A 14,265-nucleotide genomic window follows, 5' to 3' on the forward strand; every position below is an offset into this window, starting at 1 on the left:
GCGCGACCCGCAATGAGGCGGACCATGAGCGACACCGACACCCCCGAGGCGACGGGGCGTGCCCCGAGCATCCGCGATGTCGCGCGGCTCGCCGGGGTGTCGTACCAGACCGTCTCTCGCGTGATCAACAACAGCACGCAGCTGCGCCCCGAGACCGCGGCCAAGGTGCGCTCGGCGATCGCGGAACTGAAGTTCGTGCCCAATCAGGCCGCCCGGGCCCTCGCCACGAGTCGCTCGCGTCTCATCGGGGTGCTCGGTCCGCGCGCCACGACGCACGGCACCGCGTCGATGGTTCAAGCCATCGAATCGGCCGCCCGGGCCGCCGGCTACCGCCTCACGGTCACGAACCTCGCCACCAGCGCCCCCGACGACGTGCGCGCGTCGATCGATCACCTCATGCAGCAGTCGATCGAGGGACTCATCGCCGTCGCCCCGCAGACGCGGGTCGTGCCCATCCTCGATGAGCTGAAGCTGCCGGTCCCGGTGCAGATCGTCGCCTCGACGGGAACCTCCACGACCCACAACGACCAGACCGCGGGTGCGCGCGCCGCCGTCCGCCACCTCATCGAGCTCGGTCACTCGCGCATCCTTCACATCGCCGGTCCCCGCGACTGGATCGAGGCCGATCATCGCATGCGCGGGTATCTGGCGGAGATGGATGCCAACGACCTCTCGCCGCGGCCGCCCGTCCTGGGCGATTGGACGGCGCAGTTCGGATTCGAAGCGGGTCTGGAGCTGTTGCGGACCGAAGATGCCACGGCGATCTTCGCGGGCAACGACCATATGGCGCTCGGGTTCATGCATGCCGTCAGAGCCATAGGTCGATCGGTGCCCGAGGACGTCTCGGTCGTCGGGTTCGACGACGTGCCCGAATCGGCCCACCTGTGGCCCCCGCTCACGACCGTGCGCCAGGACTTCGGGGGCATCGGAACACGCGCGGTCACCGACCTGCTGGCATCCCTCGGTGAGTCGAACGACGGCGGACAGGTGGTCGAACCCGACCACCTGCGCCTCATCGTGCGTTCGTCGACGGCGCCGCCCCGGGGCTGACCGCAGCCGGTCCCACGTCACGTTTCGGCAACGGCTGGGTATCGGGCGCGTCGGGACTTGACAGTTCCTCCCGGCGGGGAGGTAGCATCACTGACACAATGTGAACGGTCACATGACCGGGTCACACGGCCGACGGGACTCGCTGCGGAGCGGATCCGTCGAGACGAAGAAGTTTCGAACGACGCGGGATCACACCGCCTCGCCGAGGGCCTTCGTTTCGCCCCCGAGACCGTGCGCCCTGCCGTGCCCGTCAGCACTGCCCGCGGTGGGCTCCAGGGGGAGGCGCCGCGACAACCACCCAATGGAGGGAACCAGAGTGAAGAAGCACAGCATGCTCAAGGCGATCGCGGGAGCGGGCGTCCTCGCGCTCGGCATCGGCCTCGCCGGTTGCGCGGGAGACCGCACCGGCAACAGCGCCGGCGGCGAGCAGGAAGCCGGCGGCACCATCGGCGTCGCCATGCCCACGCAGCAGTCGGAGCGGTGGATCGCCGACGGCAACAACGTCAAGTCGCAGCTCGAGGAGCTCGGCTACCAGGTCGACCTGCAGTACGCGAACGACGACATCCCCACCCAGGTCTCGCAGATCGAGAACATGATCACCACGGGCGCCAAGGCCCTGATCGTCGCCTCGATCGACGGCACCACGCTCACCGACGTGCTGCAGCAGGCCAAGGACGCGAACATCCCCGTCATCGCGTACGACCGCCTCATCAACGGCACCGAGAACGTCGACTACTACACGACCTTCGACAACTACAAGGTCGGCGTGCAGCAGGCCACCTCGCTGCTGACCGGCCTCGGCGTCCTCGACGCTTCGGGCAAGGAGACCGGCGCCACCGGCCCCTTCAACATCGAGCTGTTCGCCGGTAGCCCCGACGACAACAACGCCACGTTCTTCTGGAACGGTGCGATCGACACGCTCAAGCCCTACATGGACAAGGGCGTGCTCGTTGTGCCCTCCGGCCAGACCGACTTCGGCCAGGCGGCCATCCTCCGCTGGCTGCCCGAGACGGCGCAGAAGCGCATGGAGAACATCCTCACCGTCATCGGCGGCACCAAGCTCAACGGTGTGCTCTCGCCCTACGACGGTCTGTCGATCGGCATCATCTCGGCCCTCACCTCGGGTGGCTACGCCGCCAACGCCCTCCCCGTCATCACGGGTCAGGACGCCGAGGCCGGCTCGATCAAGTCGATCATCGCCGGTGAGCAGTACTCGACGATCTTCAAGGACACGCGCGAGCTCGCCAAGCAGGCCGTGACCATGGTCGACGACATCCGTAAGGGCGAGACCCCCGAGACGAACGACACCAAGACGTACGACAACGGCAAGAAGGTCGTCCCCTCGTACCTCCTGCAGTCGACGATCGTCACCAAGGACAACTACAAGGAAGTCCTCATCGACAGCGGTTACTACACCGAGGACGACCTCAAGTAATCCCCCGGAGGGGCGCTGAGCCCCTCCGCCCCGCCTCCGCCGCGGCCCCTCGGGTCGCGGCGGAGGCTCCCGCGGGTCCGCGGCATCCCGCACCCGCCCCACATTCCCACCGGCCATCCGCCGGTTCTGCAAGGAGGACCTCGTGAGCACCATCCTCGAGATGCGCTCGATCACCAAGGAGTTCCCCGGCGTCATCGCGCTCGCCGACGTGTCCCTGACCGTCGAGCGCGGAACGGTTCACGCCATCTGCGGCGAGAACGGCGCCGGCAAGTCCACCCTCATGAAGGTGCTCAGCGGTGTGTACCCCGCGGGCGACTACCGCGGCGAGATCGTCTTCGACGGCAACACCGTCGAGTTCAAAGACATCCGCGACAGCGAAGCGGCCGGCATCGTCATCATCCACCAGGAGCTCGCGCTGAGCCCCTACCTCTCGATCGCCGAGAACATCTTCCTCGGCAACGAGATCACCCACCGCGGCCTCATCGACTGGGATGCCACGAACCGCGAAGCCGCCAAGCTCCTGGCCCGCGTGGGCCTGGGCGACAGCCCCGACGTGCCCGTCAACGAGATCGGCGTCGGCAAGCAGCAGCTCGTCGAGATCGCCAAGGCCCTGTCGAAGGACGTCAAGCTCCTCATCCTCGACGAGCCGACCGCGGCGCTCAACGACGACGACTCCGAGCACCTGCTCGATCTGATCCGCCACCTCAAGGGGCAGGGGATCACCTCGATCATCATCAGCCACAAGCTCAACGAGATCCGCGCGATCGCCGACGAGGTCACGATCATCCGCGACGGTCGCACGATCGAGACGCTGGATGTGGCCACCGGCGGCACGAGCGAAGACCGGATCATCCGCGGGATGGTCGGCCGCGAGCTCGAGAACCGCTACCCCGACCGCGACGTCGAGATCGGCGACGAGGTCCTGCGCATCGAGGACTGGAACGTCAGTCACCCCACCGATGGCAACCGCACCGTGATCCACCAGGCGAATCTGACCGTGCGCGCCGGCGAGGTCGTCGGCATCGCGGGTCTGATGGGTGCCGGTCGCACCGAGCTCGCCATGAGCGTGTTCGGCAAGAGCTTCGGCTCCAAGATCTCGGGCAACGTGTACATCCGCGGGCAGAAGGCCGACACCTCGACGGTTCCCGCGGCCATCCGCAGCGGCCTCGCGTACGTCACCGAGGACCGCAAGGGCGCCGGTCTCAACCTGATCGACACGATCAAGCGCAACATCTCGCTCGCCGGCATGCGCAAGCTCGTCAAGGGCGGATGGGTCGACGGCGACGAGGAGTACATGGTCGCCAACCGCTACCGCAAGTCGATGAACATCAAGGCGCCCAGCGTCGATGTGGTCGTCGGCAAGCTCTCCGGCGGCAACCAGCAGAAAGTCGTGCTGTCGCAATGGCTGTACTCCGACCCCGAGGTGCTGATCCTCGACGAGCCGACCCGCGGCATCGACGTGGGCGCGAAGTACGAGATCTACACGATCATCAACTCCCTCGCGGCACAGGGGAAGGGGGTGCTGGTCATCTCCTCGGAGCTGCCCGAGCTCCTCGGCATCTGCGACCGCATCTACACCCTCAGCGAAGGCCACATCACCGGCCAGCTGCCCATCGAAGAGGCCACTCCCGAGGCACTCATGGTGCTCATGACGAAGGAAAAGGAAGCCGACCATGTCAGCGCTTGACAACACCGTGACCCCGAAGGGTCCCGCCACGCCGAAGGGTCCCGTCGGCGGCGGTGCCGGCAGCGGTGCCGGCGGCATCGTGCAGTTCTTCACCTCGCGCCTGCGCGAGATCGGCATCTTCATCGCGCTGATCGTGATCGTGCTGCTCTTCCAGGCGCTGACCGGCGGTCGTCTGCTCACCGCGGGCAACGTGTCGAACATCATCGTCCAGAACAGCTACATCCTGATCCTCGCGATCGGCATGGTGATGATCATCATCGCCGGCCACATCGACCTGTCGGTCGGTTCGGTCGCCGCCTTCGTCGGCGCCGTCTCGGGTGTGCTCATCGTCCAGTGGGGTCTGCCCTGGTGGCTGGGCATCGCCCTCTCGCTGCTCCTGGGTGCCGTGGTCGGCATGTGGCAGGGATTCTGGGTGGCCTACATCGGCATCCCGGCGTTCATCGTGACCCTCGCGGGCATGCTGCTCTTCCGCGGTCTGACGCAGATGACCCTGGGCAACACCCAGATCACGCCGTTCCCGACCGAGTACCGCGCCCTCGGCGGCGGCTACCTGTTCCCCGACCTGTTCCCGGCGGCCACGTCGCCGGCCGAATGGATCACGGTCGCCCTCGGCGTGCTGACCCTGGTGCTGTTCGTCGTCTCGCAGGTGCGCCAGCGCGCCAAGCGCGCCGCCCTCGAGCTGCAGAACGAGCCGCAGGTCGCCTTCCTGGTCAAGGTCATCGGTGGCGGCGCGCTCATCGCGTACCTCACCTACCTGCTGGGTGTGGCTCCCGGCTCGCGCGGCACGCCCATCGTGCTCGTCGTCCTCGCTCTGCTGATCATCGGCTACTCCACGGTCATGAGCCGCAGCGTCTTCGGCCGCCACATCTACGCGCTCGGTGGCAACCGCACCGCCGCGAAGCTCTCGGGCATCAACACCCGCCGTGTGGACTTCCTGCTGTTCGTCAACATGGGCGTGCTCGCGGCCCTCGCCGGCATCGTCTTCACGGGTCGCCTGAACTCCGCCGGTCCCGGCGCCGGAAACCTCTTCGAGCTGGATGCCATCGCCGCATCCTTCATCGGTGGAGCGGCCGTGCAGGGTGGTGTCGGCCGCGTGGTCGGCGCGATCGCCGGTGGTCTGGTCATGGGTGTGCTCAACAACGGCATGTCGCTCATGGGTATCTCGACCGACGTCCAGCAGTTCATCAAGGGTCTCGTGCTGCTGCTGGCCGTGGCCTTCGACGTGTGGAACAAGAACCGCACCCGCGGTTGATCCCCGCTCGCTGATCGAACGCCCCGTCGCCCCGTGCGGCGGGGCGTTCGTGCGTGGGCGCCCCGCGCCCGCACCCGCCCCACCCCGCCCCGCGTCCCAGCCCCCCGCCCCGCACCCGCGTGAGGGGTCGTTTTCTGTCGCCCCGCATCGAGCTCGGCGACACGAAACGACCCCTCACGCGACGTTTCGGGATAACCCGAACGGCGACGGGGGCTGACCGGGCGGTGCCCGCGCGGGCACCCCCTTAGCGTGGAACCCATGACCACGGCATCCGTCCTCCCGCCCCCGCCCCCCGGCGCCTCCGCCCCGCGCGTCGAGGCGCCCGCCACCACGGTCGCCGTGCCGCCGAAGGTGCGCGTCACCTCCTTCCGCCGGATCGCGGGAGCAGCCGCGCACCTCGCGGCCCTGGGCGTCGTCGGCCCCGCCGTCTTCACGGCGCTGTTCAGCCTGTTCGGCTCGGGCTTCGGCCTGCTGCCCGCGCTGCTGATCGGCGTGGTGGTCCTCGTCGGATTCGTCTACGCGCTCTTCGCGGTGGCCTGGTTCGAGCGGGCTCGCGTCGACGGACTCTACGGCCTGGGGCTCACCGGCCTGCGTCCGCGCCGCAGCCCCAAGACCGGCTTCGTCGGGGTGCTGCACACCATCTGGCTGCAGGCCATCGACCCGCTGCAGTGGCGCGCCGTGGCCTCGTTCGCCATCTCGACCGTCCTGGGGCTGCTCACGATCACGGCGATCAGCATCGTATCGTGGGGCATCGGCGTCGCGATCAGCCCGATCTTCGGCTGGTCCGACACGCGTCTGTTCGGCATCCTGCCGCTGCCGGGAATCGCCGCGCCCCTGACCGGGGTGGCCGCGATCGTCGTCGCGCTAGGTGCCATCGTCGGCCTCGCCGTCCTGCACGGCGTGATCGTGCGGGCGATGTTCGTCCCCTCCCGCGAGGCGCAGCTGCTCGAGCAGGCCCGCACGTCCGACACGCGCCGCGCCGGCGCCGTCCGCGCCGCCGAGGTCGAGCGCACGCGCATCGAGCGCGATCTGCACGACGGCGTCCAGCCGCGACTGGTGTCGATCGGTATGACGCTGGGCCTCGCCCAGACCAAGATCGACGACGACCCCGAGGCCGCGAAGGCGCTCGTCGCCGAGGCGCACGCGTCGACGAAGTCGGCCATCACCGAGCTCCGGCAGCTCGCCCGCGGCATCCACGCCTCGGTGCTCGAAGACAGGGGATTGGATGCCGCCCTCTCGGCGTTGGCATCCCGATCGCACATTCCGGTGACCCTCGACGTCCGGCTACCGCGTCGCTGCGGTCGAGCGGCGGAAGAGGCCGTCTACTTCGCCATCGCCGAGACGCTGACCAACGCGGCGAAGCACTCCCGCGCCGCCGCGTGCCGCGTCGATGTGCGCGTGCGCGACGACGGCTCGCTCTGGGCGCGCGTCGAGGACGACGGTCTGGGCGGTGCCCGGGTGGTTCCCGGGGGCGGTCTCGACGGCATCGTCAACCGCGTCACCGCCGCGGGCGGAACCGCCCGCATAGACAGCCCGCAGGGCGGACCCACGACGGTGGAGGTGAACGTCCCGTGCGCATCCTGATCTGCGAGGACTCCGTGCTGCTGCGCGAGGGGCTCGTGCGTCTGCTCGCCGACGACGGTCACGAGGTCGTCGCGGCGCTGCCGGATGCCGCCGGCCTCGAGGCCGCCGTGGACGACACCGCCCCGCAGCTGTGCATCCTCGACGTGCGGCTGCCGCCGACCTGGACCGACGAGGGCATCCGCGCGGCGATCGCGCTGAGGTCCCGGCATCCGGGGCTCGCCGTCCTCGTCCTGTCGCAATATGTCGAGGAGCGCTACGCGAGCGATCTGATCGCCGACGGGCAGGGTGCGCTCGGCTATCTGCTGAAGGACCGGGTGGCCGACGTTGCGGACTTCCTCGCCGCGGTGGCCTCGATCGCCGGGGGCGCCACGGTGCTCGACCCCGAGGTCGTAGCGCAGTTGCTCACGCGGCGGCGCCGCGACGAACGGCTGCAGAGCCTCACCGAACGGGAGCGTTCTGTGCTCGCCCTGATCGCCGAGGGTCGTTCGAACCAGGCCATCGCCCAGGCGCTCTTCGTCTCGGAGGCCAGCGTCGAGAAGTACATCACCGCAATCTTCACCAAGCTCGGCCTCGAGCAGGACGAGACCGGCAACCGCCGCGTCATCGCCGCCCTCGTGCACCTGGGCCACGATCACACCGGAGCCACCCCATGACCACGCCCTCGCCCCTCTCCGCCCCTCCGTCCCCCGAGCCGCCACAGCGTCGCGGCCCGGCGTTCACGGTGTCGGTCGTCACGATCGTCGTCGGATCGGTGGTCGCCCTCGGAACCCTCGTCGGTACCGGTGTCCCTGCCGTCGCGAGCCTGGTGGATTGGCGCGGCCAGGCGACCTCGTACGACAGCTCCACCTCCGATGACGCCACCGGCGACGTCATGTCTCAGCTCGCCGACCTCGACGTCGAGCTGGCCGGCGGCTCGCTGACGATCGAGTTCGGCGACGTGCCCTCCGCACGTCTCGACGCCGATGATCGCGGGCGCAGGGGCTGGACCTTCGAGCGCTCCGGGGACTCGCTCCGCGTCGCGTCGCCCTCGGGCTCGTTCGTCGGGTGGGGGACCGGGTCGCGGGCGACGCTCGTGCTGCCCCGCGATCTCGACGGTGCCGGCGTGCGCGCGGACATCCGCGTCACCGGAGGATCGCTCGAGGCGACGGGTGGCTTCGGCGACGTGCGGGTGGAGGTCGCCGGTGGCACCGCCTCGCTCGATGGATCCGCGCGCGATGTCGACCTCGCGGTGACCGGCGGTTCGGCGTCGGCGCGGGTCGCCGACGTCGAGACCACGTCGTTCGAGGTCGCCGGCGGCGAGCTGACCGCACGGCTGAGCGGCGTCGCCCCGACCCGCACCGACGTCGAGGTGACCGCGGGCTCGGCCGACGTCATGCTGCCCGACGACGAGTACGACGTCCACCTCGACGACGGCATGGGCTCGGTCGACAACGGCCTGCGCACGAGCTCGACGGCTTCCGCCGAGGTCGACGTCACCGCGACGATGGGCTCGGTGCGCTTGCGCTCCTGAGGTCGACACACGACGCGCGAGTCGCCAGAATCCGTCGCTTCCGGGCATGCCCGGGCGACAGATCCTGGCGACTCACGCGCTTTTCGGTGCCTGCGCCGCTCGCCCCGGACGCGAGGCGGCGATGGCCGCCAGCACCAGGACGATCCCCACGATCTGTGCGGCACCGAGCGACTCGCCGGCCACCAGCACCCCGAGCAGCACGCCGGTCACCGGGTTGAGGAGCCCGATGAGCCCGACCGTCCCCGCGGGGAGGTGCCGCAGGCCGGTGAAGTAGCAGACGAAGGCCAGCGCCGTCGCGATGACCGCGATCCCCGCGTAGGCGACGGCGCCCGCGGCATCCACTCTCGGGGTTGCGCCCTCGACGACGACGGCCGCGACCGTCAGGGCCAGCCCGCCCGCGATGAGCTGCCAGGCGGTCGTCGCGAGCAGGGGGACCTCGTCGCGCCAGCGCGTGGCGAGGATGCCGCCGAGTGAGAACACCAGCAGGGCCGTCGCCGAGATGGCGATGCCGAGCGGGGGGACGACTCCCGTGCTCCAGCCCACCACCAACACGACACCGACGACCCCGAGCAGCGTGCCCGCGGCCCACCGCAGGGTGGGGCGTTGGCCGAGCAGCGGCCAGGCGAGTCCCGCGAGGGTGAGGGGCGACAGCGCCATGACCGACGAGGCGATCGACGACGGGAGCAACTGCGCGGCGAGGTAGACGAGCACGAAGAACGCGCCGAAGTTGAGCAGCCCGAGAACCAGGGCCTTTCCCCACCAGGTACCGCGCGGTCGGCGGCGCGCGAGTGCCCACAGCAGCAGACCCGCCGGAAGGGCTCGCAGAGCCGCGCCCCACAGTGGCGCATCGGCCGGCAGGAAATGCCGCGTCACGACGTAGGTCGCCCCCCACGCGATCGGGGCGACGGCGGTGACGGCGACGAGACGCCATTTATCTTCCATGGAAGGCACTATATCTTCTGTGGAAGGTAGAGTGGACCCATGGATGCCGATCACGTCGACGACATCGTCGAGGAATGGGCCGCCGAACGCCCTGACGTCGACGCTTCTCCGATGCAGGTAATCGGACGACTCAGCCGTATCGCGGCTCACCTCGACACCGAGCTGCTCGGAGTCTTCCGGCGGTACGACCTGGGGGAGGGGGAGTTCGACATCCTGGCGACCCTGCGCTGCGGCGGCGAGCCCTACGCGCGCACCCCGGGCGAGCTGGCCCGCCACACGATGGTGACGACGGGCGCGGTGACGAAGCGGGTCGACCGGCTCGTGGCATCCGGTCTCGTCTCCCGCAGCGCCAGCGGCGACGACGGGCGGGGGCGGGTCATCTCGCTCACTCCCGAGGGGCGTCGGGTCATCGACGAGGCGCTGGCCGACCATCTCGCGAACGAGGAGCGGCTGCTCTCCGGTCTCGACGCCGACCAGCGTCGAACGCTGGAGGCACTGCTGCGTTCGTGGGGGACGGCGCTCGGCGTCTGACTCAGGCGCGCGAGTCGCCAAGAACTGTCGCTTCACGGGCCCCCGGAGCGACAGTTCTTGGCGAGTCAGGCGGACTTCAGCGCCTTCGCGATGCGTTGCGGCGACACCGGCTCGGCGGTGCCGAGACGCTGGGCGAACAGGCTCACGCGCAGCTCTTCGAGCAGCCATCGCGTCTGCACGAGGTTCGCGGGGGCGTCGGCGGGCAGCGGGACCGTGCCGCCGGCCTCGACGAAGCCCGCGGCGGCGCGCTCGTACTCGGTCATGCGCTGGCGGTCGCGGCCGGGGTTGTCGGAGAGGGTCTTCACCCGCTCGAGCGCCCCCGCGAGGTAGCGCGGCAGGTGCTGCAGGCGGGCGAGGCCGGTGCGCGAGAGGAAGCCCGGGAAGATCAGGCCCTTCACCTGCCCGCGCACGTCGTTCAGCGCGCCGAGGAGGGTGATCGACGACGCGTCCTTCATCGCCCGGTCGACCTCGCGTTGCGCGAGCAGGATCTTCGCCGCGAGCGACACGGTCTGGAACGTGCGATCGACGGAGACGGAAGAGTACGCGTCGCGCACCCGCTCGAAGTCCGCCTTCGTGCGCACGACGCCGCTCGGCGCCTCGCGCAGCAGGATGTCGTCGGCCAGAGCCACACGCGCATCCTCGATCAGCGCCTTGGCGTTTTCATAGGGGGATGCCGCGAGCGCGAGCTTCTCGTTCGCGGTGAGGTGGTCGAGAACGTAGGTCGCGGGGGAGGGGACAGCCAGCAGCAGAAGGCGCCGGATGCCGGCGCGCGTGTGCCGTGCGGCGTCTTCTGGCGTCGCCTCGACGCGAAGGGCGACGCTGTCGCCTTCGTCGACGAGTGCGGGGTAGCCGCGGACCACGCCCCCGGCGACCGGGGTGTCGACGACCTCGGTGAGCTCGTCGAGGTCCCAGGTGGTGAGCTTCGAGCGTGAGGCGAACGCGGGCGAGGCCTCGGCGACCTTGGCGGCTCTCTGCGCCGGACGCGCGATCGTCGACTCGACGCTGGACCGGGCCTTGTCGGCGAGACGGCGCTGCAGAGTGGCGAGGTCGCGGTCGCTCCCGATGGCGCGCCCTCGGGCGTCTACCGCGCGAAACGACGGCATGAGGTGACCGGGCACGCGCTCGAGCTCGAAGTCGGCGGCGCTCACCCGCTGATTCGCGACCCGCTGCACGAGGGCCGCGAGGGCGTCGACGAGCGTCGTCTTCGGTAGGCCGTTCGCGTGCTCGGGGCCCTTCTCGGCGAGCTCGGCCGAGAACTTCTCGGCCCAGTCGGCGGCGGGCACGACGTTGCGGCGGATGGTCTTCGGCAGCGCGCGCAGCAGGGCGGTGACGAGCTCGTCGCGCATGCCCGGAACCTGCCAGTCGAACCCGTCGGGGCGCAGTTGCGCGAGCAGCGGCAGCGGTACGACCACCGTGACGCCGTCGTCGGGGGCCCCGGGCTCGAAGCGGTACGCGAGGTTGAGCGTCTGATCGCCCTGACGCCACCGCGCGGGGAAGGCCCGGTCATCGCCCTGGGCGCGGTCGCCGGTGAGGTCGGACTCGCGCAGGTCGAGCAGGTGCGGGGTGCGGTTCGAGGCGTCCTTCCACCACGTCTCGAACGAGCGCACGTCGGTGACATCGGCCGGGATGCGGGAGTTGTAGAACGCGAAGACGGCCTCGTCGCCGATGAGGATGTCGCGCCGACGCTCGCGCTCCTCGATCTTCTCGAGCAGGCGGCGCTGCTCCTGGTTGCGGCGGAGGAACGCTGTCAGGCGCTTGTCGAGCACCGAGGGGTCCCACTCGCCCTCGACGAGGGCGTGGCGCACGAACATCTCGCGCGCGAGCGGCCGGTCGAAGCGCGCGAGCTGCACCCGACGACGCCCGACGAGCTCGACCCCGAAGAGGGTGACCTTCTCGTAGGCGGCGGCGGAGCCGGCATCCTTCGACCAGTGCGGCTCGCTCAGCGACCGCTTCACCAGATCGGGGGCGAGGTCTTCCGCCCATGCGGGATCGACGGCCGCGACCGTGCGGGCGAACAGGCGCGAGGTCTCGACGAGCTCGGCGGCCATGACCGCGGAGGGACGCTTCTTCTTCAGCCCCGACCCGGGGAAGATCGCGAACCGCGCGCCCCGCGCGCCGATGTACTCGCCCTTGACCGGGCGGGCGTCGCCCGGAGCCTTGCGGTCCTTGGCCTGCGCCACCGTGCGCGGATCCAGGATGCCGAGGTGCGACAGCAACCCCGACAGGATCGCGCGGTGGATGGCGTCGCCGGCGGCGTGCCCCTCAGGGGCGGCGGTCTGGTCGGCGCGCTTCGAACCATGTTCCGATCCTGTCGAAGCACGTCCCGATCTGTGCGGCCTGGAGGGGGCGGAGCCAGCCGAAAGTGGGACATGGTTCTTCGCCCCGCGCCCGCCGTCGCCGCGCCCGCGCTCGCCGGAGCGCTCGCCACCCAGCGACCGCAGCTGTCGGTGCACGTCCATCCACTCGCGCACGCGCACGTAGTTGAGGTGCTCGCTGCGGCACAGGCGTCGGAACGCGCTCGAACCGAGTTCGGCCTGCTTCTCCTGCAGGTAATCCCAGAGGTTCAGTAGCGAGAGGAAGTCGCTGGTCGGATCGGTGAACCGCGCGTGGAAGCGGTCAGCCTCCTCGCGCCGCTCCTCGGGGCGCTCCCGTACGTCCTGGATCGACATGCCCGACACGATCGCGAGCACCTCGCTCGAGACGTCGTTCCGCCGCGCCTCGATGAGCATGCGGGCGAAGCGCGGGTCGATCGGCAGCCGCGCGATCTCGCGGCCGATTTCGGTGAGGCGCGGACCGTCGTCATCGCGACGCCCGCGCCCGCGCGAGGGGTCGCCGTCGTCGCGCACGTCGCGGGTACGCGAGCCGGGAGCCGGCAGCTTCACCGCACCGAGCTCGACGAGCAGGTCGAACGCCGCCTTCACACCCCGCGAATCCGGCGGGGTGAGGAACGGGAACGCCTGGATGTCGCCGAACCCGAGCGACAGCATCTGCAGAATGACGGATGCCAACGACGTGCGCAGGATCTCGGGTTCGGTGTACTCCGGCCGACGCGTGAAGTCGTCTTCGGAGTAAAGCCGGATCGCGACACCCGGCGACGTCCGGCCCGCGCGACCCGAGCGCTGCTGCGCCGAGGCCTGCGACACGGCCTCGATCGGCAGGCGCTGGATCTTCGACCGGTTGCTGTAGCGCGAGATGCGCGCTGTGCCGGTGTCGACGACGTACCGGATGCCGGGAACGGTGAGACTCGTCTCCGCGACGTTCGTGGCCAGGATGATGCGTCGACGCACCCCCGCGACGGTGGACCGCTCGAACACGCGGTGCTGCTCGGCGGCCGAGAGACGTCCGTACAGGGGGAGGACTTCGGTGGGAGCGGCGTCCTTCTGGTACGCCCCGCGGATGGCGTCCGCCGCGTCGCGGATCTCGGCCTCGCCGGGGAAGAAGACGAGGACGTCTCCCGCGGGCTCGCGGTCGAGCTCGCGCAGGGCCGCGACGACGGCCCCGACCTCGTCGACATCGTCGTCGGAACGGCCGGGCCTGGCGGCGGGCCGTGCCGGGCTCCGGGGTTTCTTCGGCTGCGGCGCCGGGGTGTCGGCATCCGGGATCTCATCGTCCGAATCCTCCGGAGCCTGATCCGCCCCGTCGACCGGCCGGTACCGGATCTCGACCGGATACGTCCGGCCCGACACCTCGATGACCGGTGCCGGGGTCGGCTCGCTGCCGGGGTGGGCGGGAGCGGCGGCGAAGTGCCGCGCGAAGCTCTCGGGGTCGATGGTCGCCGAGGTGACGATGACCTTGAGGTCGGGGCGCTTCGGCAGGATGCGGCGCAGGTAGCCGAGCAGGAAGTCGATGTTGAGAGAGCGCTCGTGCGCCTCGTCGACGATGATCGTGTCGTAGCGGCGCAGCAGACGGTCGCGGTGGATCTCGTTGAGCAGGATGCCGTCGGTCACCAGCGCCACGCGCGTATCGGCCGACACCTTGTCGGTGAAGCGCACCTTGTAGCCGACGGTCGAGCCCAGCGGCACCTGCATCTCTTCGGCGATGCGCTCCGCGATCGTGCGCGCGGCGATGCGGCGGGGCTGCGTGTGCGCGATCGAGGTGCGCCCGAGCTCGAGGCAGATCTTGGGTAGCTGCGTGGTTTTGCCCGAGCCCGTCGCCCCCGCGACGATCACGACCTGGTGGTCGCGGATGGCGCGCGCGATCTCGTCCCGCGCGGTGCTGACGGGCAGCTCGGGCGGGTAGACGATGACGGGTTCGACAGACACAGCCTTCCAGCG

The 14,265-nt window shown here is 70.1% G+C and carries 10 protein-coding genes; 8 read left to right on the forward strand and 2 right to left on the reverse strand.

Going from position 1 to position 14,265, the window contains the following annotated elements; translation table 11 throughout:
- Positions 1 to 24 precede the first annotated feature (24 nt).
- The 7 genes from F9B98_RS15245 (at position 25) to F9B98_RS15275 (ending at position 8,518) form a co-directional block, all read left to right on the forward strand.
- On the forward strand, positions 25 to 1,050 hold the full coding sequence (locus F9B98_RS15245; RefSeq protein WP_150958932.1) for a LacI family DNA-binding transcriptional regulator: 1,026 nt from the start codon (positions 25 to 27) through the stop codon (positions 1,048 to 1,050).
- A 331-nt stretch (positions 1,051 to 1,381) separates the two neighbouring features.
- A complete protein-coding gene (chvE, locus tag F9B98_RS15250) occupies positions 1,382 to 2,485 on the forward strand; it encodes a multiple monosaccharide ABC transporter substrate-binding protein (protein ID WP_150959128.1) in 1,104 nt (367 codons plus the stop codon).
- A gap of 160 nt (positions 2,486 to 2,645) precedes the next feature.
- Positions 2,646 to 4,172, forward strand: a complete 1,527-nt coding sequence (mmsA, locus tag F9B98_RS15255; RefSeq protein ID WP_150959129.1) for a multiple monosaccharide ABC transporter ATP-binding protein — start codon at positions 2,646 to 2,648, stop codon at positions 4,170 to 4,172.
- Entirely contained in the window at positions 4,159 to 5,424 is a 1,266-nt protein-coding gene (gene mmsB, locus F9B98_RS15260; protein WP_225310375.1) for a multiple monosaccharide ABC transporter permease, read from the forward strand. Before mmsA ends, mmsB begins: the two co-directional genes overlap by 14 nt.
- Before the next feature lie 258 nt (positions 5,425 to 5,682).
- Entirely contained in the window at positions 5,683 to 7,008 is a 1,326-nt protein-coding gene (locus F9B98_RS15265; protein ID WP_150958934.1) for a sensor histidine kinase, read from the forward strand.
- On the forward strand, positions 6,996 to 7,661 hold the full coding sequence (locus F9B98_RS15270) for a LuxR C-terminal-related transcriptional regulator (RefSeq protein ID WP_150958937.1): 666 nt from the start codon (positions 6,996 to 6,998) through the stop codon (positions 7,659 to 7,661). Before F9B98_RS15265 ends, F9B98_RS15270 begins: the two co-directional genes overlap by 13 nt.
- A complete protein-coding gene (locus F9B98_RS15275) occupies positions 7,658 to 8,518 on the forward strand; it encodes a DUF4097 domain-containing protein (RefSeq protein ID WP_150958939.1) in 861 nt (286 codons plus the stop codon). Before F9B98_RS15270 ends, F9B98_RS15275 begins: the two co-directional genes overlap by 4 nt.
- Before the next feature lie 72 nt (positions 8,519 to 8,590).
- Here F9B98_RS15275 and F9B98_RS15280 read toward each other — a convergent pair whose 3' ends face one another.
- Positions 8,591 to 9,460: a DMT family transporter gene (locus F9B98_RS15280; protein ID WP_150958941.1), complete on the reverse strand. Its 870-nt coding sequence runs from the start codon at positions 9,458 to 9,460 to the stop codon at positions 8,591 to 8,593.
- 39 nt (positions 9,461 to 9,499) lie between these two features.
- Here F9B98_RS15280 and F9B98_RS15285 point away from each other — a divergent pair, with 39 nt between their 5' ends.
- Complete coding sequence (locus tag F9B98_RS15285; RefSeq protein ID WP_150958943.1) at positions 9,500 to 9,991, forward strand: MarR family winged helix-turn-helix transcriptional regulator; 492 nt, start codon at positions 9,500 to 9,502, stop codon at positions 9,989 to 9,991.
- Between the two features lie 65 nt (positions 9,992 to 10,056).
- Here the strand turns inward: F9B98_RS15285 and F9B98_RS15290 are convergent, their stop codons facing one another.
- The gene (locus F9B98_RS15290; RefSeq protein WP_150958945.1) at positions 10,057 to 14,253 is read right to left on the reverse strand and encodes a DUF3418 domain-containing protein; all 4,197 of its coding nucleotides are present in this window, start codon (positions 14,251 to 14,253) and stop codon (positions 10,057 to 10,059) included.
- Positions 14,254 to 14,265: the final 12 nt, after the last annotated feature.

Source organism: Microbacterium testaceum StLB037 (assembly GCF_008763945.1).
Lineage (GTDB): Bacteria > Actinomycetota > Actinomycetes > Actinomycetales > Microbacteriaceae > Microbacterium > Microbacterium testaceum_G.

What these genes read in the sequence shown, in the direction of transcription:
- F9B98_RS15245 (WP_150958932.1), top strand. Translation starts at nt 25, where the DNA reads ATGAGCGACACCGACACCCCCGAGGCGACGGGGCGTGCCCCGAGCATC.
- mmsA (WP_150959129.1), top strand. Translation starts at nt 2,646, where the DNA reads ATGCGCTCGATCACCAAGGAGTTCCCCGGCGTCATCGCGCTCGCCGAC.
- chvE (WP_150959128.1), top strand. Translation starts at nt 1,382, where the DNA reads ATGCTCAAGGCGATCGCGGGAGCGGGCGTCCTCGCGCTCGGCATCGGC.
- mmsB (WP_225310375.1), top strand. Translation starts at nt 4,159, where the DNA reads ATGTCAGCGCTTGACAACACCGTGACCCCGAAGGGTCCCGCCACGCCG.
- F9B98_RS15275 (WP_150958939.1), top strand. Translation starts at nt 7,658, where the DNA reads ATGACCACGCCCTCGCCCCTCTCCGCCCCTCCGTCCCCCGAGCCGCCA.
- F9B98_RS15265 (WP_150958934.1), top strand. Translation starts at nt 5,683, where the DNA reads ATGACCACGGCATCCGTCCTCCCGCCCCCGCCCCCCGGCGCCTCCGCC.
- F9B98_RS15280 (WP_150958941.1), bottom strand. Translation starts at nt 9,460, where the DNA reads ATGGAAGATAAATGGCGTCTCGTCGCCGTCACCGCCGTCGCCCCGATC.
- F9B98_RS15285 (WP_150958943.1), top strand. Translation starts at nt 9,500, where the DNA reads ATGGATGCCGATCACGTCGACGACATCGTCGAGGAATGGGCCGCCGAA.